This is a genomic window from Pseudomonas fluorescens NCIMB 11764 (genome assembly GCF_000293885.2).
Classification (GTDB): Bacteria; Pseudomonadota; Gammaproteobacteria; order Pseudomonadales; family Pseudomonadaceae; genus Aquipseudomonas; species Aquipseudomonas fluorescens_B.
Genome location: NZ_CP010945.1, coordinates 5298412 through 5317710, shown reverse-complemented (window position 1 = coordinate 5317710; position 19299 = coordinate 5298412). Strand labels below are relative to the sequence as shown.

The window sequence follows — 19299 nt, the reverse complement described above, 5'->3', positions numbered from 1 at the left end:
GCGGCCGCTGAACATTGGAGTGAAAATATGTCTTACGAAGCTTTTTACGATGACCTTCGCGATACAAGATTTGCGCTGAATCACGGCGCTGTGGAAATGCCGGCGGTTGGATTTGGCACATTGTTCCGCGATCTCAGCGTCACCACTCAAGCGGTCAAGGAAGCCCTGGACGCCGGGTTTCGCCACTTCGATTGTGCCGAGCGTTATCGCAACGAAGACAGCGTCGGCGTGGCGATCAAGGAAACGCTGGAGGGTGGAAAGATCCGCCGGGAAGACCTGTTCATCACCACCAAACTGTGGAACACCAACCATCGTCCCGATCGGGTTCAACCGGCCTTCGAGGCCAGTTGCCGTCGCCTTCAGGTCGACTACATCGACTGCTACCTGATCCATACGCCGTTTGCTTTTCAACCGGGCGACAACCAGGACCCGCGGGATGAGCAAGGCAACGTGATCTACGATTCAGGCGTTACGCTGATCGAGACGTGGAGGGCGCTTGAGCGCCTGGTGGATGAGGGGCGATGCAGGTCCATCGGCTTGTCGGATGTCACGTTGCCGGCGTTGCAGGCGATTGTCGCCGAAGCGCGGATCAAGCCCGCCGTCGTGCAAGTCGAGTCCCATCCTTATTTGCCGGAGTGGGAACTGCTTGAGTTTTGCAAGCAACATGGAATTATCGTCCTGGCGTTTGCGCCACTCGGGCATGGCATGGAACCGAATGTACTGGAAGACGCGGTGCTTACCGGGATCGCCCGGCGCGTGCAGAAGACTCCGGCGCAAGTGGCACTGGCCTGGTCGATTCAACGCGGTGTTGCGTTCCTGACCACATCGGCCACGCCGAGCCATATCCGGGAAAACATCGATCTTTCCACTCTGCCGCACCGGGCGATGCTGGAGATCAAGGAGGAGATTACAACCCGGATACGCTTCAACTCGGTGGTGGAAACCGGTGTGCCGGGGTTTATTCCGCGCAAGCAGTAACCCGAGACGAGAAGGGCGGCCTTCTGTAAGGTCGCTTTTTTTTATCCCTTTCCCGAGGTCCTGCAATGGACATTTTCCAGACCATGCGTTGTTTCGTCGCCGTCGCTCAAACCGGCAGCTTCACGGCGGCGGCGCAGATACTGGACACCACCACGACCAACGTGTCCAAAGCGGTGACCAGTCTGGAGGCCAGGCTGAAAACCCGCCTGATCAATCGCACTACCCGGCGCCTGGCGTTGACCGAAGCCGGGGTTCGCTACTTGCAGCGCTGCGAGAAAATTCTGGATGAGATGCGTGAAGCCGACGAGGAAGCGGGCACCGCTCATACCACCCCGGTGGGCAGGCTGAAGATTCACGCGATGTCCGCCATCGGCAATCATTACGTGATCGATGCCATTGCCAAATACAGGGAGACGCATCCGTCGGTGATGTTCGACCTGACCGTGACCAATCGACTGCCTGACTTGCTGGAGGAGGGGTATGACATGTCGATTGTGCTGGCGCGGGATCTGCCCGATTCAGGGTTTGTCGCGCAAAGGCTTGGCATCACTTACAGCATTCTCTGCGCCTCGCCGGTGTACTTGAAGAAACGTGGCTGTCCGGAGTCTCCAACGGCGCTTGGCGAACATGATTGTTTGCGGATCGTGAATACGGTCATGCCGGTTGAAAACTGGGCATTCGAAGGGCCTGATGGCGTGGAGACGGTGAACATTCCGGTCTCTCCGTTTCACGTCAACACGGCCGATGCAATGACTGTCGCGATCACAAACGGGATGGGGATCGGTATTCAACCGATTGCATCTGCCGTTGACGGTCTGAGAGCAGGCACGTTAGTGCGTGTATTGCCGGAGTATCACTTTGAAGAGTTCAACTTGTTTGCGATCTACCCGTCACGAAAGTTCGTGGACGCAAAGATAAAGACATGGGTGGAATTTCTGAAGGATTACATACCGGTGTTATTGGCATCCGATGAAGCGATCGCCGGTTCAGCCGCCGGGCGCTGATGCAGGGGGGGCGGCAGGCATGGAGTGTCGACCCCCCATCGTCCGCACGGTCCTCAACCATTCGAACAGCCGGTGCCCATCACCTGGTACTGAAGGATATGGCGTTGACCCTTCGAGTCTTCATAGGTCATTTGCTTCGGCACCGGCGCGCACTCGTCTCCTGTATCGGACACGGTAATGATTTTCTGGATGTCGAGTTTCATGCCGTAAGAGTAACTTTCAACCGGAATCTGGCTGGCCGCATCAGTGGGAGTTTCATCCGAGTAGGCCTGTGCGGCTACACCGGCAAGTGCCAGAAACATCGCGATCTTTAACGTTTTCATGGTGTTCACCTTCGCATCGAGTTTCGGTGGGTCCCGGTGACTAAGTGGCTGTTTGATTCATTTGTTCACCGGGTGAAGTCGATGCTAAGAGTTTAGGCTTTCCTCAAATAGCGGCCCGCTGGAGAAACACTGTTGCCAAATTGCGCAGGTATGCTGGGATGGCCGCTTCGGGAGGGTTATTTTCTTTGCTTCCTGCCGGGCTTCGTGGCGGATCAAATCGATCTAAAAATACCGTTCCGCACGGCTGACGGTGGGCTACTATTGAACATGTAGGTGAAGACGCAGACTGATGCGCAAACGGATGGCAAGGACACGTGGGGCGCGTTCCGAAGGGTACACGGTTAGAAAGATCTCCGCGCTGAGATCCAGCCCTTATGCCGTGTGAAGCAGAAGAGCACAAAACTGTTCTGTGAGAATCCTGATAAACCTTGTAAGCCGGAGACCAGCACCGGCCACCTACTCGAATCCCAAAGCCCGCCTTGTGCGGGCTTTGTCGTTTTCGTCATTGTCTCCGCAAAACACCGCAGTTCCCTGTGGGAGATTCTATGTTTCAGGGGAACAAAGCCCCCCACTAACGACCAGATCAAGCGGGACACCGATATTGGCCATTTCGATCCCCTTTTGGCCTACCTCGCACTATGAAGTGCCCAGTTCGTCAGCAAGAATCGAAGCAGCATTGCTGTTCCAGCACGCTGACAACATCACAACAAGAATCCCGTTTTCCTTGCCCTTGGCAATTTTCAAGTCCTGCCGTGCACAGAACATAAAAACCAACGAGCGACACACTTGGGGAATTCATTCATGGTCACGATGAAACGCATACTGGGCGCCACCGTGTGTGGGCTGACGCTGCTGGCCAGCGCCGTGCACGCCGAACAGCGGGAACTGCGGGTGTACAACTGGGCGGATTACATCCTGCCGTCCGTGCCCAAGGACTTCGCCGAGAAAAGCGGCATCAAAGTGACCTGGGATACCTTCGACACCAACGAGTCGCTGGAAGCCAAGTTGCTCACCGGTAACTCGGGCTATGACCTGGTGGTGCCGTCCAACCAGTTCATCGAAACCCAGATCAAGGCCGGAGTGTTCCAGAAGCTCGACAAGTCCAAACTGCCGAACTGGAAGCACCAGGACCCGGCACTGCTCGCGTTGCTGGACAAGAACGACCCCGGCAATCAGTACGGCGTGCCTTACATGTACGGCACCGTGCTGATCGGCTTCAACCCGGCCAAGGTCAAGGCCGCGCTGGGCGAGAATGCGCCGGTGGACAGTTGGGATCTGGTGTTCAAGCCGGAGAACATGGAGAAGCTCAAATCCTGCGGCGTCGCGATGCTCGACTCACCTTCGGAAATCCTGCCGCTGGCGTTGCACTACCTGGGCCTGGACCCTAACAGCCAGAACCCGGACGACTACGAAAAAGCCAAGGCACTGATGCTGAAAATCCGGCCTTACGTCACCTACTTCAACTCCGCCAAGTACATGACCGACATCGCCAACGGCGATATCTGCGTCGCCATCGGCTACTCCGGCAGCTTTTACCAGTTCGGCAATCGCGCCAAGGAGGCGGGCAACGGCGTGGTGGTCGATTGGCGCTTGCCGAAGGAAGGCGCGCCGATCTGGTTTGATACCTTCGCCATCCCGAAAAGCGCGAAGAACGTTGAAGAAGCCCACGAGTTTCTCAACACCTTGCTGGACCCGACAGTCATCGCCCCGATCAGTGACTTCCTCGGCTACCCCAACGCCAACAAGGACTCGATTGCGCTGATCAACAAAGAGATCACCGGCAACCCGAACCTGACACCGACCAGCGAAGCGTTGAAAACACTTTACGTGGTGCAGCCGTTGCCGCAAAAACTCGAGCGGGTTCGTACGCGGGTCTGGACCAGCATCAAATCCGACAAATAACGCACAGGCACTGATGCTGTTCACTTGAGTAAATCTTCAGGCGGGAAAGAAACCTGTGGCGAGGGGATAAATCCCCTTGCCACACACGTGTGCACGCGCGCCTAAGTGTGAACAGGAAACCTTTGCGAGATTGCGCAAAGGTTTGGATGCCCCTCCGTTGTTCAGATCCGCGCCAGCGCCTGAGCCAGGTCCGCACGCAAATCCTCGACATCCTCAACCCCCACCGACAATCGTACCAACCCGTCGCCGATCCCAAGTTGTGCGCGGGTGTCGGCGGGGATGGTGGCGTGGGTCATGATCGCCGGGTGCTCGATCAGGCTTTCCACGCCGCCCAGACTCTCGGCCAGGGCGAAGATGCGCACGCTCTCGAGGAAGCGCGTGGCGCCGGCCAGATCACTTTTCAGATCGACAGAAATCATTCCGCCGAAACCGCGCATCTGCCGCTTGGCCAATTCATGTTGGGGGTGTGACGGCAGGCCCGGATAGTAGACGCGCGCCACCTGCGGCTGACGTTCCAGCCATTGCGCCAGTTCCAGCGCGTTGCTGCAGTGTCGCTCCATGCGCAGCGCCAGGGTCTTCACGCCGCGCAGGGTCAGGAAGGCGTCGAACGGTCCCGCGATCGCACCCACCGAGTTCTGCAAAAAGCCCAGGCGTTCCGCCAGTTCAGGGTTCTGACCGATCACGGCGATGCCGCCGATCACGTCGGAGTGGCCGTTGAGGTATTTGGTCGTCGAGTGCAGCGCGATGTCGAAACCCAGCTCCAGCGGCCGCTGGATCCACGGGCTGGCAAAGGTGTTGTCGGCCACGCAAATGATGCCGCGCGCGCGGCAGATGCGTGCGACGGCGGTAAGGTCCGTGAGGCTCAGCAACGGGTTGCTCGGCGTCTCGACCCAGACCATCCGGGTGTCGTCCTGCAAGGACGCTTCGAAGGCCGCGAGGTCAGTCAGGTCGACGAAACTGAAACGATGGCCGGCGCTGCGTTTGCGCACCTTGTCGAACAGCCGGAAGGTGCCACCGTACAGGTCATTGCCAGAGACAATGTGCGAGCCGGCGTCGAGCAGCTCCAGCACGGTGGAGATCGCCGCCAGCCCCGAGGCGAACGCGAAGGCCTGGGTGCCGCTTTCCAGGTCGGCGACGCAGCGCTCCAGGGCAAAGCGCGTCGGGTTGTGCGAGCGGCCGTAGTCGAAACCCTTGTGCACGCCGGGGCTCTGTTGCAGGTAGGTGGAGTTGGCATAAATCGGCGGCATCAATGCGCCGGTGGTCGGGTCCGGTGCCTGCCCGGCGTGGATCACCCGAGTAGCGAAGGCGCGGGGCGCGGCGTTTTCATCGTGTTGACTCATGCAAGGGATCTCCGCAAATGATTGAGCAGATCGACGCGGGTAATCAGGCCATGGAAGCCCGACGCGTCGGCGATGATCGCCACCAGTCCGCGATCGAGTTCGGTCTGCAGCTGGGCCATGCTGGCGCTGGCTGGCAGGGTTTCCACTTTGTCGGTCATTGCGCTGGCCACGGTCAAGCGGAAGTGTGAAGGATCTTCCGCCATGCCCAGCAGAATGTCGGATTCGTCGATCACACCGACCAGTTGCTTGCCGTCCACCAGCACCGGCAGTTGCGACACATCCGCCAGGCGCATGCGCTGGAATGCCGTGAGCAAGGTGTCGTCCGGTCCGACGCTGATCACCCGGCCATCCTCGAACCGCCGCGCGATCACGTCGCGCAGATCGCCATAAGGTTTGCGTGCCAGCAGCCCTTGATCGTTCATCCACTGGTCGTTGTAGACCTTCGACAGGTAGCGGGTGCCGGTGTCGCAGACGAAGCTGACCACGCGCTTCGGCTCGGTTTGCTCGCGGCAATAACGCAGCGCCGCGGCCAGCAAGGTGCCGGTCGAAGAACCGCCGAGAATGCCTTCGGCGCGCAATAACTGGCGGGCGTGGTCGAAGCTTTCCTCGTCGCTGATCGAATAGGCGTGGCGCACGCTGGACAGGTCGGCAATCGACGGAATGAAGTCTTCACCGATACCTTCCACGGCCCACGAACCGGGTGTGGTCATGGTGCCACTGCGGCTGTATTCGGCCATTACCGAACCGACCGGATCGGCCAGCACCATTTCCAGATCCGGCTGCACGCGCTTGAAGAATCGGGTCAACCCGGTCAGCGTGCCGGCCGAACCGACACCGACGACGATGGCATCCACGTCATGCTGGGTCTGCGCCCAGATCTCCGGCGCGGTGCTGCACTCATGGGCGAGCGGGTTGGCGGGGTTGTTGAACTGGTCGGCGAAGAATGCGTCGGGAATGTCCAGCGCCAGCCGCGCCGCGACGTCCTGGTAATAATCGGGATGGCCCTTGCCGACGTCGGAGCGGGTGATGTGCACCTCGGCGCCCATGGCCTTGAGGTGGAGGACTTTCTCGGTGGACATCTTGTCCGGCACCACCAACACCACTCGATAACCCTTGGCGCGGCCGACCAGCGCCAGGCCGAGCCCGGTGTTGCCGGCGGTGGCTTCGACGATCGTGCCACCGGGCTTGAGCCGACCATCGCGCTCGGCGGTGTCAATCATCGCCAGGCCGATGCGGTCCTTGATCGAGCCGCCGGGGTTCTGCGATTCGAGCTTGAGAAACAGCGTGCACGGGCCGGTATCAAAACGGCTGACGCGCACCAGCGGCGTGTTGCCAATCAGTTCAAGCACGGCAGGGCGGGAATCGTTCAGCATGTTGTCACCTCTTCGCGGGTATTCGCACTGAAGGACGGCAACCGGCAGCACGTCCTCGCGCCTCCGTTGCCAACAATGCATCGCTTGGACCATAGGCCGCGATTGCCTCACTCGCAACCTTGTGCGGCCAGCCGGTCACGTTGCGCCTGGAGAGATTGCGCAAGTCGGCAATACTGATTCGACCTTTGTTGCACAGGAGCGAGCACCATGAAGAAGGAAAGCAGCGGCGGCGAATCGGCCTCTGCGCTGATCGACACCCGAATCAAGGAATTGGATGACTGGCGGGGCGAGACGCTCGCGCGCATCCGGGCGATCATCAAGCAGGCAGACCCCGACGTGGTCGAGGAATGGAAATGGCGAGGCGTGCCGGTGTGGTCGCATGCCGGGATCATCTGCACGGGAGAGACGTACAAGACCGCCGTGAAGATGACCTTCGCCAAGGGCGCCTCGCTGGACGATCCCTCGGGCCTCTTCAACGCCAGCCTTGAGGGCAACACCCGACGGGCGATTGATCTGCATGAAGGCGATGTGATTGATGAGCAGGCGCTCAAGGCGCTGATTCGTGCGGCAGTGGTGCTCAACACCTCCAGATGAGTTGGCCGTTTGTATCCCTAAGTATCCGCCGCGCCCACAGCTATCTTCGCTTACAAATCCATGGCGTCCACGACACGTACGGGATACACGGCGGCGGCCTAATGAGGGCACCACAACGGTATAACCGGAGAAACGCCATGTTCCGCATCAATGCTCGTCACGCTGTCAAAATGCTCGGTGTCGCTGTTGTCACCACCGCCGCACTCGCTGCGTTCTCCGGTGTGTCTCAGGCCGAAGAAGTGAAAGCCCCTGCAAAAAGCTGGCAGACAGGGATTCATCGCACCGATCTTCTGAAAAAGGATCTCGACGTCGACGGTCGCGAAGTGATCCAGGTTCGGGTTGATATTGATCCGGGCGTCTCGTCACCCAACCACTCCCATCCAGGCGTGGAAGTGGCTTATGTCATCGACGGCACGTTCGAATATCAACTGGAAGGGCAGCCTCCGGTCACGCTGAAGGCCGGTGACTCGCTGTACATCCCGGCTGGCGTCGCGCATATTGCGAAGAACGTCGGGACAAAAACCGGCTCCGAACTGGCGACGTACATCGTGAAGAAAGGCGAACCGCTGGTTGTGATCAAACAGTAAGACCCGCTGAATCCGCAAGAGCCAACACATCCCCCTGTAGGAGCAGCCTGCGGCAGCTCCTACAGAGGTTTTGTGGTGGGTTGAGGAGGGCGGTCGATTGCTGGTGGTCGAGTCGGCGCTACACAAAGCGCAACCACGATCAGCCCCAGCGCTACCGCGAAGGTGACCCGCATTCCGTGGGCTACGGCTTCGGGTTGCGCGGTGGCGATGTCGGCTGCCTGCGAGGCAAGGGCGAACACGGCGCCCAGCGCGGAGGCTCCGGTGATGAGTCCGAGATTGCGCGACAGGTTGAGCATGCCCGAGACAACACCGCGCTGGTCTGGCGCAACATCGGTCATGACCGTGGTGTTGTTGGCCGTCTGGAAGACCGCATAGCCGAGTGTGATGACCACCATCGGCACAACGTAGCCGCCGATGCCGACTGTCCGTGGCAACACCGACAGTGCAAGGCAACCGACGGCCATCGCGATCAGCCCGGCGACCGTCATCCGTTGTGCGCCGAAACGGTCGGCGATCCGGCCAGCGGGCACCCCCGTCAACGCCGCGACACACGGCCCGACCGCCAGCACCAGTCCCACCACAACCGCTTCCAGTCCAAGTCCATGGGCGAGGTAAAACGGCCCGACCACGAGCGTCGCCATCATCACCGTCGCCACCAGCGTGCTCATCGCCAGGCTGCCGCTCAGCACCGGGTTGCGAAACATCGCCAGTCGAATCAACGGCGAAGCGACTCGTGTCTCGACGAACGCGAAGAGCCCCACGCCGACCCCCGCGGCCAACAGCAAACCCATATTGAACAGCCCGAAATGGCCGCGGCCGAGGGTCATGGCCAGCGCATACGCCGCCAACGTCAGCGCCAACACCAGGGTGCCCCACATGTCGAAACGGGCACGCCCGGTGGCTGGCCTCTGGCGGTCGCCGGGTAGATAAAGATGTGCGAGCAGCAACGTCATCAGGCCCAAGGGCACGGTGACAAGGAAGAGCGCCCGCCAGCCGAAACCGGCAATCAGCAGACCGCCGAGCGACGGTCCCATCGCGGTGCCAATCGCCGACATCGTTCCGAGCAAACCCATGGCACTGCCGGTTTTGTCCTTCGCTACCGTTTCGCCGACGAAGGCCATGGTCAGCGCCATCATGATCGCCGCGCTGAGCCCTTGCAGGGCCCTGGCGCCAATCAACATGCCCAGTGTCGGAGCACAAGCGCACAGTGCCGAGGCCAGGGTGAACACGCCGATGCCGCCGAGCAGCAAGCGTCGACGCCCGATCAGGTCACCGAGCCGACCCACGCTGACGATCAGCGTGGTGATCGCCAGCAGATAAGCAATGACGATCCACTGCACTTCCTGGAACGTCGCGTTGAACACCTGCGCCAGCGTCGGCAACCCCACATTGGCGATGCTGGTGCCGAGCGACGACAGCAGCATCGACAGCGACAGGCTGATCAGCGCCCAGCGCACGGAGGGTGTCTGTGGTGCGTTGTCTACGAGGGCAATAGTCGGCTTCATTCTGTCTCTCTTGATCTGGCACTCCCAAAGCGGAGCTGTCAGAAATCTACGCCAGCACCTAACATGGCGGAAGGCGCATGATTTGCACTGTATTCGTGCGTTCAACGCCATCTCACTTTGTCGCGGGGCGAGCCATGTCCAATCCTGATTTCAATCTGCTGATCACCCTTGATGTGCTGCTCGCCGAGGGCAGCGTGGCGCGTGCGGCGAAACGCTTGCGGTTGAGCCCTTCGGCGATGAGTCGGGCGTTGGCGCGCTTGCGTGAAACCACGGGCGATCCGTTGCTGGTCAGGGCCGGGCGAGGGCTCGTCGCCACGCCGCGGGCGCTGGAACTGCGCGAGCGGGTCAGCCAGCTGGTGCAGGACGCCGAGGCGGTGTTGCGTCCGGCGCAGCAGCCTGACTTGAAACAACTGGTGCGCACTTTCACGTTGCGCACCAGCGAGGGGTTTGTGGAGAACTTCGGCGCGCCGCTCATTGAACGCCTCGCCGAACAAGCGCCTGGCGTGCGTCTGCGCTTCATGCACAAACCTGACAAGGACAGCACGTCGCTGCGTGACGGGAGCGTTGATCTGGAAACCGGTGTGGTGGGGAGGGCCGCCGGGCCCGAGCTGCGTACGCAGGGTTTGTTTCGCGACCGTTTTATCGCCGTGGTGCGTACGGGGCACCCGCTAAGCCAGGGCGAGATCACCCCGGAACGCTACGCGGCGGGCGGCCACATCAGTGTTTCGCGGCGTGGGCTCGACAAGGGGCCGGTCGATGAAGCGCTGGCGACGTTGCAACTGGAGCGGCAGATCGTGACCATCGTTGCCGGTTTCTCCACCGCGTTGGCGCTCGCCCGCGCCACTGACTTGATCGCTACCGTTCCTGAGCGGCACACCGAAAACCTGCGGGCGGGCATGCACAGCTTTGCGCTGCCGTTTTCCTTGGCGGAATTCACCGTCGCCATGCTTTGGCACCCCCGGCTGGATGCCGATTCGGTGCACCGATGGTTACGCGGGTGTGTTCGTGAGGTTTGTGCGCAATAGCGCGTTCTTCAAATGGAAAATGGACTCAAGTGGCGCTGATGAGGAAGCCATGTGTTCCCTATGGAGCCTGAACTTCCCTCAGGCCGACGTGCCGGCCGATGCACGGATGGCACTGATGGGCCGCACTCAAAAAGTGAACGAACGGGAGGAATGTTGGGCCAGTTCGGCATCCAGCAGGTGCTCGGCCAGCACATCATTCAAAAAGCGGAACTGATCGTTGAGCCCGACTACTTCGTTGCTGAAGTGGTTGGCGGCGGCCGGCATCAGCAGCGCTTCGAAATTCTTGTCGAACACCAGCGACAGCTCCTTACGCGAAACGACCTGCTGCGAGTAGTAGTTGTTGCCGAACACCGGAAAGCTCACGGCGAGGGTGACGGTGTGGATCATGATGTGCGCTCCTCGGTCAGGACGTACCACGAAAAAACGGTCAGCGTGAAGGCTGTCAGGGCCAGGCAGGTCAGCAGATGGATCAACATGATTTTGCCCCTCCGGTTCGGGGTTTTGTGTCGGGTTGAGGTCGATCCTACGCTGACGGTTCACGAGCGGAAGGCATTCGCGGCGATGGTGAATATCGACGGAAGTGATGGTCGGTTTTTGTGGTGTTCTTGAGTGCCTCATGGCGGACTTGCCAGCGATGAGGCACTCAGCAACACCATCAACCCCAGAGCAGGCCCTCACCGACGCCTATACTCAAATCAGGGTGCCTTAACCCCCGAATAACCTGTTCACGGGAAGACTGTAGGACATGCGATCTTGAACCTGCGTTCGCTGATCGTCGCCGTGCTGCTGGTGTTGGCGGGATGCGCCATGCCTGCGCGCGCCCCGGCGCCAGCGCCGCCGGTGATCATTTCCCAGAGCACCTGGCAGCTGGTGGATCGGGACATCATCGCCGCGTCCCGGTCCGCCACCGAACAGGCAAGAATCTACTCCCGTGGCGCCATGGATTACTGGCGCACCCGGGTCTATCAACTCACCGAAGAAAATTTCATTCCCTGGTTCAGCAGCTACTGGACCCAGGAATGGCTGTCGATGAAGGTCAGCTGGTACTCCCTCAGCGCAAAGGGCGAGCAGGATGCTTCGTCCAAGCGCCTGGCAGCCTATCTGCTGGAGCAATACCAGAAACGTGTGCTGGCCCCGGTCGCGGTCGAGATTGATCCCGACCAGATCCTCGGCCTGGCCACGGTGTTCTACGTGGATATTCTTCAGGAAGAACTGCAAAAAATCTCCCAGCGCCACGGCGTCCCCATGGCCCAGCTCAATGGCCGTATCCAGAAAATCCCGGCCATCGCCCTGGGTCCGCCGCCCGCACGGGATGCGACGCTGTACCAGGTCGTGCACACCCAGCCGCTGAACACGTTGCCGGCTTACGCGGCGCTGATCGACAAGATCCACAAGGCCGGCGGTAGCAAGGGCGTTGATTCGACCGACACCGCCATGGCACCCGTGGCCAAACGCGCGAGCCAGCGGATGGAAGCCGAAATGGCCCCGCGCGGTGCCGCCAGCGCGGTGTCCGCAGCGGCGGGCAAGCTCGCAGGAGGCTTGATTACTCTGGGCGTGGCGGGGATTCGCGCGTTGATTCAGGCCAGCGACCGGCCGGACAGCGAGGCGCTGATTCGCAGCAGTCTGGGCAATACGTTCGACAAAGCCTGGATAAAAATGGTGCAGAACCCGACCACCGGTGTGATGGCGGGGACGTTGTACATGGCCAGTCAGATCGAGGGCAATCTGGCGGGGAGTGCCGAAGTACCGTCGGTCGGTTCGGACGGCGACACGGTCGATTGGAGTCCGCCCCAACCGACTAACCCGCAGAACGACCCATAACCCAAGGAGAACGACCATGTCCTACGTTGATGGCTTCCTCGCCGCCGTACCCACCGCCAACCGCGAAAAATTCAAGAAACACGCCGAAACCGCTGCAGCCATTTTCAAGGAAAGCGGCGCGCTGAGCCTCGCCGAATGCTGGGGTGACGATGTGCCCGACGGCAAGGTGACGTCGTTTCCGCTGGCGGTGAAACTCAAGGAAGACGAAACCGTCGTGTTTTCCTGGATCATCTGGCCGGACAAGGCAACCCGAGACGCCGGGATGGAAAAACTCATGAACGATCCGCGCATGCAGCCGGACGTCAATCCGATGCCGTTCGATGGGCAGCGCCTGGTGTTCGGTGGTTTTGAAATGATCGTGAAGGCTTGAGCATCAATCACGGGATCACTCCGACGCGGGGGTGATCCTGCAACTTTTTCGATTTTGGATCTCGCTGTCCGTCGGTCGCTCCCTGACGAATTCGAAACGCGGTTCACCTTCGCTATAGTGAACCAGCCAGCCCCATTCCAGTTCTGACTCATCCTGACCCGGTTGCGGTGGCATGGCCCACCATGGCTCTTTGCTGATGATTTCTCGCATGGCCCCGTCCCGTAGATTCGGTTGGTTCAACTATAACGTGCATGTCAGGAGGTGCCAGGTGTGAGCGACGAAACCCCGGAGCCGGTCAAACGGCTGTTTTTCGCGTTGAGCTGCCCGCCCGAGCAACGCAAGGCCATCGCCCAGTGGCGCAGTGCGCTGCAATTGCGTCATGGGCGCCCGGTGCCGGCGGAAAACTTTCACCTGACGTTGCTGTTTCTGGGCACGGTTGGCGTAGCGCAGATTGCCGAGATCTGCGTGGCGGCGGCGAAGGTGCGTGTTCCCGGTGTGGCGTTGCGAGTGGCGCTGGTTCGGATGGATGTCTGGCGCAGGGCAGGGGTGCTGGTTCTCGCGCCGGAGCAAGCGCCGCCGGAGTTGTTGCGGCTGGTGTATGCGCTGGAGCAGGCGATGTTGCCGTTCGGTTTTGAGGAGACGCCGAAGGAGTTCCGGCCACACCTGACGTTGATGCGCGACTATCGGGCGCCGGTGCCTGAATCGGCTACGCCGCCGGAGTTTTTTCTGCGGGCGGACCGGTTCGTCTTGTTTGAATCCCACAAGGGCCGCTATCGGGCGCTGGCCGAATGGCCGTTGGTTCCGGCATAAAAAAGGCGCCCGAGGAGGGCGCCAAATTCACCTGAACCGAGGAAGCCAGGTGAGGCCGTTCGTCAGAGAGGAGTGCAGCGGTGGTAAGGCGCTGCGTGAACGGAAAACGAGTGATCATCCCGGATCAAACTGTGGGAGCGGGCTTGCTCCGGGGTGATCACAAATATTTTTTACTTCCCGAGCTTCACCCGCGTCCAGCCCCGGGTCATCACCCGCTGAACCCCGATCGGCATGTCAGGAATCGCATACAACGTCGCCATCACGGCCAGCGGTGGATACGAGCCCGGATCATTGCGAATCGCTTCATCCACCAACGGCGTCGCCGCTGCGTTGGCGTTGCTGTAGCCGATGTTGTTGGTGATCTCGGCGATGATGTCCGGGCGCATCAGGAAGTTCATGAACAGGTAGGCGTTCTCGACGTTCGCCGCATCCCGCGGGATCGCGACCATGTCGTAGAAACTGCCGGCGCCTTCTTTCGGAATGCTGTAGTCGATCTTCACCTTGTCGCCCGCTTCCTGCGCGCGGGCCTTGGCTTGCAACACGTCGCCGGAGTAACCGACCGCCACGCAAATGTTGCCGTTGGCCAGGTCGGAGATGTACTTCGACGAATGGAAGTACGCCACCGACGGCCGGATCTTCATGAACAGCGCTTCCGCTTCGGCGATCTGCGCCTTGTCCTGCGAGTTCACCGGGTAACCCAGATAGTGCAAAGCCGCGGGCAGCATCTCGGTCGGCGAATCGAGGAAACTGATGCCGCAGGCTTTCAGTTTTTCCGCGTTTTCCGGTTTGAACAGCAAGTCCCAGGAGTTGGTCGGGGCGTTGGCGCCGAGCACTTCCTTGACCTTCTGCGGGTTGAAACCAATGCCGATCGAGCCCCACATGTACGGGAAGGCGTGAGCGTTATCCGGGTCGCTGGCAGAAGCGTTTTTCAGCAGGACCGGGTTGAGGTTTTTCCAGTTCGGCAGCTTCGACTTGTCCAGTTCCTGATAGACGCCGGCCTTGACCTGCTTGGCCAGGAAGCTGTTGGACGGCACGACGATGTCGTAGCCGGATTTGCCCGCGAGCAGGCGTGCCTCAAGGGTTTCATTGCTGTCGAATACATCATAGGTCACGCGGATGCCGGTCTCGTCTTCGAATTTCTTGACGGTGTCCGGGGCGATGTAATCGGACCAGTTGTAGACGCGCAGAACCTTGTCATTGGCCTGGGCGCCAGTGGCCATTGCGCCCATTAAGGACAGTGTCAGCAGAGTCCTGCCAAACATTTTCATCGGTACAACTCCAATTCTCTTTTTATTCAAAATCACACAGCAAAAATGCAGTGAACATAAAACCTTTGCAGCAAACCCAAAACCCGTGGAGTCAACACAAAACCTGTGGAGTAAACAAAACTCCTGTGGCGAGGGAGCTTGCTCCCGCTTGAGTGCGTAGCACTCACAAAATTGGCAGGGTTGCCGGATTTTTCGGGGTCGCTTTGCAACCCAGCGCGAGCAAGCTCGCTCGCCACAGGTTTGGTGTTCACTGACCGCTTCAGCAACGGCACTAAACCGTCGCTTCTACCATTTGCTTTTTCGGTTGCTGCCACGATTCGTTGGCGGTCTGGTCCATCGCTTCCTGGATCGCCCGTTTACGGCTGGCTTCGGCGCGGCGGCTGAAGTACCAGACCATGAACGTCACGATCGAAACGGCGAGCAGAATCAGGCTGGCCACGGCGTTGATCTCAGGCTTCACACCCAGGCGCACCGCCGAGAACACTTCCATTGGCAGGGTCGTCGACCCCGGCCCCGACACGAAGCTCGCCAACACCAAATCGTCGAGCGACAGGGCAAACGACATCATGCCGCCGGCCGCCAGTGACGGCGCGATCATGGGGATGGTGATCAGGAAAAACACCTTGAACGGCTTCGCCCCGAGGTCCATGGCGGCTTCTTCGATGGACAGGTCCAGCTCGCGCAAGCGCGCCGACACCACCACCGCCACATACGCCGCACAGAATGTCGTGTGGGCGATCCAGATGGTGACGATGCCGCGTTCCTGTGGCCAGCCGATCAGCTGCGCCATGGCCACGAACAGCAGCAACAGCGACAGACCGGTGATCACTTCCGGCATCACCAACGGCGCGGTGACCAGGCCACCAAACAACGTCCTGCCCTTGAAGCGCGTCACGCGAGTCAGCACAAACGCCGCCAACGTCCCCAGTGCCACTGCGGCAATCGCGGTGTAGCAGGCGATTTCCAGCGAGCGCACCACCGAGCCCATCAATTGGGTGTTGTCGAGCAGGCCGGCATACCACTTGAACGACCAACCGCCCCACACCGTCACCAGTTTCGAAGCGTTGAACGAGTAGATGACCAGGATCAGCATCGGCAGGTAGATAAACGACAGGCCGAAAATCAGCATGAACTTTGAAAATCCGAAGCGTTTCATCCCCGTGCCTCCATCTCTTTGGCCTGGCTGCGATTGAACAGCAGAATCGGCACAATCAGGATCAACAGCATCACCACCGCCAGGGCAGACGCCACCGGCCAGTCGCGGTTGTTGAAGAACTCTTGCCACAGCACGCGACCGATCATCAGGGTTTCCGGGCCGCCAAGCAGTTCCGGAATCACGAACTCACCGACCACCGGAATGAACACCAGCATGCAACCGGCGATGATCCCGTTCTTGGCCAGCGGCACGGTGATTTTCCAGAAGTTGTTGAAGTTGCTCGAACCCAGGTCGGAACCCGCTTCCAGCAAGCTCTGATCGTGCTTGACCAGGTTGGCGTACAGCGGCAACACCATGAACGGCAAGTAGGCATACACCACCCCGATGTACACGGCCGTGTTGGTGTTGAGGATCTCGATCGGGTGATCGGTCAACCCGGTCCACATCAGAAACGCGTTGAGCAAACCGTTGTTGCTGAGGATGCCCATCCACGCGTAAACGCGGATCAGGATCGCGGTCCAGGTCGGCATCATGATCAACAGCAGCAAGACGTTCTGCGCTTCCTTGCTTGCTTTAGTGATCGCGTAGGCCATCGGGAAGCCGATCACCAGGCACATCAGCGTGCTGAAAAACGCGACCTTCAATGAGCCGAAGTAAGCCGAGATGTACAACTCATCCTCGGTCAGCAGCAAGTAGTTGCCGACGTTGAGGAACAGCTGGAATTTCTGTTCGGCGAAGGTGTAGATCTCGGAGTAAGGAGGAATGGCCAGCGCCGCTTCCGAGAAGCTGATCTTCATCACCAGGAAGAACGGCAACAGGAAAAACAGGCACAGCCATAGGAAAGGAATCCCGATGACGAGCTTTCGACCACTCGGCATCAGCCGCATGAACTGCTGATTGAGTGTTTTCATGAGCGCAGTACCACGCCGCTGTCGTCTTCCCACCACACGTAGACCTTGTCGTCCCAGGTCGGACGCGCGCCACGGCGTTCGGCGTTGGCCATGAACGACTGCACGACTTTGCCGCCGGGCAATTCGACGTAGAACACCGAGTGACCGCCGAGGTAGGCGATGTCATGCACCTTGCCCTGGGACCAGTTGTAGCGGCTTTCGGGCTGGGTGGTGCTGACCAGCATTTTCTCCGGACGGATCGCGTAGGTGATCGACTTGTCCTGCACCGACGTGCTGACGCCGTGACCGACGTAGATCTTCTGTTCCAGATCCTTGCTGTGAATGATCGCGTGCCCTTCAAGGTCTTCCACGACCGTGCCTTCGAAGGCGTTCACGTTGCCGATGAACTCGCAGACCATTCGGCTGACCGGGGCTTCATAGATGTCGACCGGGCTGCCGATCTGGGCGATCCAGCCCAGGTGCATGATCGCGATGCGCTGGGCCATGGTCATGGCCTCTTCCTGATCGTGAGTCACCATCACGCAGGTCACGCCGACGCGCTCGATGATTTCCACCAGCTCGAGCTGCATTTGCGAACGCAGTTTTTTATCCAGTGCGCCCATCGGCTCATCGAGCAGCAACAGCTTTGGACGCTTGGCCAGGGAGCGGGCGAGGGCCACACGTTGACGCTGGCCGCCGGACAGTTGATGCGGCTTGCGTTTGGCGTATTGGGTCATGTGCACCAGGCGCAGCATTTCTTCTACGCGGGCGTCGATTTCACTGGCGGGCAAACGGTCCTGCTTCAGGCCGAAGGCGATGTTTTGCGCCACAGTCATGTGCGGGAACAGGGCGTACGACTGGAACATCATGTTGATCGGCCGTTCGTACGGCGGCATGTCGGTGATGTCCACGCCATCGAGCAGAATCCGCCCTTCTGTCGGGCGCTCGAAGCCGGCGAGCATGCGCAGCAGCGTCGATTTGCCGGAACCGGAACCGCCGAGCAGGGCGAAGATTTCCCCTTGATGAATCTCAAGCGAGACATCGTCCACTGCGGTGGTTTCGTCGAATTTCTTGGTGACGCGGTCGACTTTCACCAGCACCTTTTTCGGTGACGGGTGACCTTCAAGAGCCTTCCTGTAAATGCTGGAGGCGTTTGCCATGTGAAACTCCCAACAGGTTTCAGTCGTCGGGCCAACGCGGCCTGACTTAATAGTTGATTGCAAGCCAGCACTGGGCGGGCTTATTCGGCGCCGCCGTCCTGGCTGCCTGGGTCGTACTTGTTGTTATTGCAGTGTGTTGTTTTCGCGAGTCACGGACGTGCAAAGGCACGCCCGCCAAACTCGCGGGGGCAGTAAATGGGTTTTTTGGGTCAGCGGGTTTTACGCAGCGCGGCCCGTCGCCGGCATGCATCGCCGAACGCCTGGAAAATACTCAAATAGGGCGGATTCGAAAGCACCTGCCATTCCGGGTGCCATTGCACGCCGACGGCGAAGGCCGGGCTGTGGTCCACCGAAATCGCCTCGATCAGACCGTCCGGCGCAATCGCTTCGGCGCGCAGGCCGGGCGCGAGGCGGTCGATGCCCTGGCTGTGAATCGAATTGACCATGAACTCGGCCGGCAACTCCAGCGCTTGGAACACGCCACCTGGTTGCACCGTCACCGCATGTGCCGGAGCGTATTGCACCGCCAGCTCGGGGCTGTCCGCTTCTCGGTGATCGAGCATGCCCGGCAGTTCATGCACCTTCTGATGCAGGCTGCCGCCAAACGCCACGTTCATTTCCTGGAAGCCGCGGCAGATGCCGAGCACCGGAACGCCCGCCGCAATGGCTGCACGCAATAAGGGAAGGGTGGTGGCGTCCCGCGCTGGATCGTGATCCGTGCCGGGAGCGCTGGCCTGGCCTTGATAGTGGAAGGGTTCCACATTCGACGGCGAGCCGGTGAGCAACAGGCCGTCGAGCTGCGATAGCAGGTCATCGATTTCGGTCAGTTCGCCCAAGGAAGGAATGACGACGGGCAGCCCCAAAGCCGCGACGCTGACAGCACGCAAGTACTTGTCGCCGCTGACATGGTAGGGGTGCAGGCCAATCTGTTTGACGCACGCTGTAACGCCGATCAATGGCTTGAATGCCATTTTTATCACCTCGAAGTTTCACACTTGAACGAGCTTTTCCGGAGCTTAGCCTTGTTGATTTTAATTAACAACTCTCATGTAAAAAATTCTAAACGCCGCACGTCAGATCGCTAGTCTTTGCGCGGCGTTCAAGGTTCATCTGGCACTCTCGTGCCCGAAAAAGGCCCGAAAATAACGGATGAGAGGCCGGGTGTTCGCTATTGACTTCACTTTGCCGTTCGG

Annotated in this window: 20 protein-coding genes; 9 read left to right on the top strand and 11 right to left on the bottom strand. The window is 60.0% G+C overall.

What is annotated here, in order from left to right:
- The first annotated feature begins 27 nt into the window (after positions 1–27).
- Together B723_RS24110 and B723_RS24105 are read left to right on the top strand one after the other, a co-directional pair.
- Positions 28–978, top strand: a complete 951-nt coding sequence (locus tag B723_RS24110; protein ID WP_017338171.1) for an aldo/keto reductase — start codon at positions 28–30, stop codon at positions 976–978.
- A 65-nt stretch (positions 979–1043) separates the two neighbouring features.
- Positions 1044–1982: a LysR family transcriptional regulator gene (locus B723_RS24105; protein WP_017338172.1), complete on the top strand. Its 939-nt coding sequence runs from the start codon at positions 1044–1046 to the stop codon at positions 1980–1982.
- Positions 1983–2035: 53 nt separating this feature from the next.
- Here the strand turns inward: B723_RS24105 and B723_RS24100 are convergent, their stop codons facing one another.
- Positions 2036–2305, bottom strand: coding sequence for a DUF2790 domain-containing protein (locus B723_RS24100; protein ID WP_017338173.1), 270 nt, complete (start codon positions 2303–2305; stop codon positions 2036–2038).
- Between the two features lie 801 nt (positions 2306–3106).
- Between B723_RS24100 and B723_RS24095 the strand changes: the two genes are divergently transcribed.
- On the top strand, positions 3107–4207 hold the full coding sequence (locus B723_RS24095; protein ID WP_017338176.1) for a polyamine ABC transporter substrate-binding protein: 1101 nt from the start codon (positions 3107–3109) through the stop codon (positions 4205–4207).
- Positions 4208–4368: 161 nt separating this feature from the next.
- Here B723_RS24095 and B723_RS24090 read toward each other — a convergent pair whose 3' ends face one another.
- Both B723_RS24090 and B723_RS24085 read right to left on the bottom strand, forming a co-directional pair.
- Positions 4369–5547, bottom strand: a complete 1179-nt coding sequence (locus B723_RS24090) for a cystathionine gamma-synthase (RefSeq protein WP_017338177.1) — start codon at positions 5545–5547, stop codon at positions 4369–4371.
- Entirely contained in the window at positions 5544–6920 is a 1377-nt protein-coding gene (locus B723_RS24085; RefSeq protein ID WP_017338178.1) for a pyridoxal-phosphate dependent enzyme, read from the bottom strand. The genes B723_RS24090 and B723_RS24085 overlap by 4 nt, the downstream gene beginning before the upstream one ends.
- 207 nt (positions 6921–7127) lie before the next feature.
- Between B723_RS24085 and B723_RS24080 the strand changes: the two genes are divergently transcribed.
- Together B723_RS24080 and B723_RS24075 are read left to right on the top strand one after the other, a co-directional pair.
- Positions 7128–7514 (top strand): DUF1801 domain-containing protein, encoded by a 387-nt coding sequence (locus B723_RS24080; RefSeq protein WP_017338179.1) that lies wholly within the window; start codon positions 7128–7130, stop codon positions 7512–7514.
- A gap of 137 nt (positions 7515–7651) precedes the next feature.
- On the top strand, positions 7652–8101 hold the full coding sequence (locus B723_RS24075) for a cupin domain-containing protein (protein WP_017338180.1): 450 nt from the start codon (positions 7652–7654) through the stop codon (positions 8099–8101).
- A gap of 59 nt (positions 8102–8160) precedes the next feature.
- Here the strand turns inward: B723_RS24075 and B723_RS24070 are convergent, their stop codons facing one another.
- On the bottom strand, positions 8161–9606 hold the full coding sequence (locus B723_RS24070; RefSeq protein WP_017338181.1) for an MFS transporter: 1446 nt from the start codon (positions 9604–9606) through the stop codon (positions 8161–8163).
- Positions 9607–9740: 134 nt separating this feature from the next.
- On the opposite strand from B723_RS24070, the gene B723_RS24065 reads away from it, so the two are divergent.
- A complete protein-coding gene (locus B723_RS24065) occupies positions 9741–10631 on the top strand; it encodes a LysR family transcriptional regulator (protein ID WP_017338182.1) in 891 nt (296 codons plus the stop codon).
- Between the two features lie 126 nt (positions 10632–10757).
- Here the strand turns inward: B723_RS24065 and B723_RS24060 are convergent, their stop codons facing one another.
- A complete protein-coding gene (locus tag B723_RS24060; protein WP_017338183.1) occupies positions 10758–11018 on the bottom strand; it encodes a hypothetical protein in 261 nt (86 codons plus the stop codon).
- 366 nt (positions 11019–11384) lie between these two features.
- Between B723_RS24060 and B723_RS24055 the strand changes: the two genes are divergently transcribed.
- Positions 11385–12452, top strand: coding sequence for a hypothetical protein (locus B723_RS24055; RefSeq protein WP_017338184.1), 1068 nt, complete (start codon positions 11385–11387; stop codon positions 12450–12452).
- Between the two features lie 16 nt (positions 12453–12468).
- Positions 12469–12822: a DUF1428 domain-containing protein gene (locus B723_RS24050; protein WP_017338185.1), complete on the top strand. Its 354-nt coding sequence runs from the start codon at positions 12469–12471 to the stop codon at positions 12820–12822.
- Between the two features lie 15 nt (positions 12823–12837).
- On the opposite strand, the gene B723_RS33805 is transcribed toward B723_RS24050, so the two are convergent.
- Positions 12838–13032 (bottom strand): hypothetical protein, encoded by a 195-nt coding sequence (locus B723_RS33805; RefSeq protein ID WP_017338186.1) that lies wholly within the window; start codon positions 13030–13032, stop codon positions 12838–12840.
- Positions 13033–13092: 60 nt separating this feature from the next.
- Between B723_RS33805 and thpR the strand changes: the two genes are divergently transcribed.
- Positions 13093–13632, top strand: coding sequence for an RNA 2',3'-cyclic phosphodiesterase (gene thpR / locus B723_RS24040; RefSeq protein ID WP_017338187.1), 540 nt, complete (start codon positions 13093–13095; stop codon positions 13630–13632).
- A gap of 170 nt (positions 13633–13802) precedes the next feature.
- Here thpR and B723_RS24035 read toward each other — a convergent pair whose 3' ends face one another.
- From B723_RS24035 to B723_RS24015, 5 genes are all read right to left on the bottom strand, one after another.
- Complete coding sequence (locus B723_RS24035) at positions 13803–14900, bottom strand: polyamine ABC transporter substrate-binding protein (RefSeq protein ID WP_017338188.1); 1098 nt, start codon at positions 14898–14900, stop codon at positions 13803–13805.
- A 271-nt stretch (positions 14901–15171) separates the two neighbouring features.
- Complete coding sequence (locus tag B723_RS24030) at positions 15172–16056, bottom strand: ABC transporter permease subunit (protein WP_017338189.1); 885 nt, start codon at positions 16054–16056, stop codon at positions 15172–15174.
- Positions 16053–16934, bottom strand: a complete 882-nt coding sequence (locus B723_RS24025) for an ABC transporter permease subunit (protein ID WP_162491080.1) — start codon at positions 16932–16934, stop codon at positions 16053–16055. The genes B723_RS24030 and B723_RS24025 overlap by 4 nt, the downstream gene beginning before the upstream one ends.
- Positions 16935–16963: 29 nt before the next feature.
- On the bottom strand, positions 16964–18106 hold the full coding sequence (locus tag B723_RS24020) for an ABC transporter ATP-binding protein (protein WP_017338191.1): 1143 nt from the start codon (positions 18104–18106) through the stop codon (positions 16964–16966).
- 209 nt (positions 18107–18315) lie between these two features.
- A complete protein-coding gene (locus B723_RS24015; protein WP_017338192.1) occupies positions 18316–19077 on the bottom strand; it encodes a gamma-glutamyl-gamma-aminobutyrate hydrolase family protein in 762 nt (253 codons plus the stop codon).
- Positions 19078–19299: the final 222 nt, after the last annotated feature.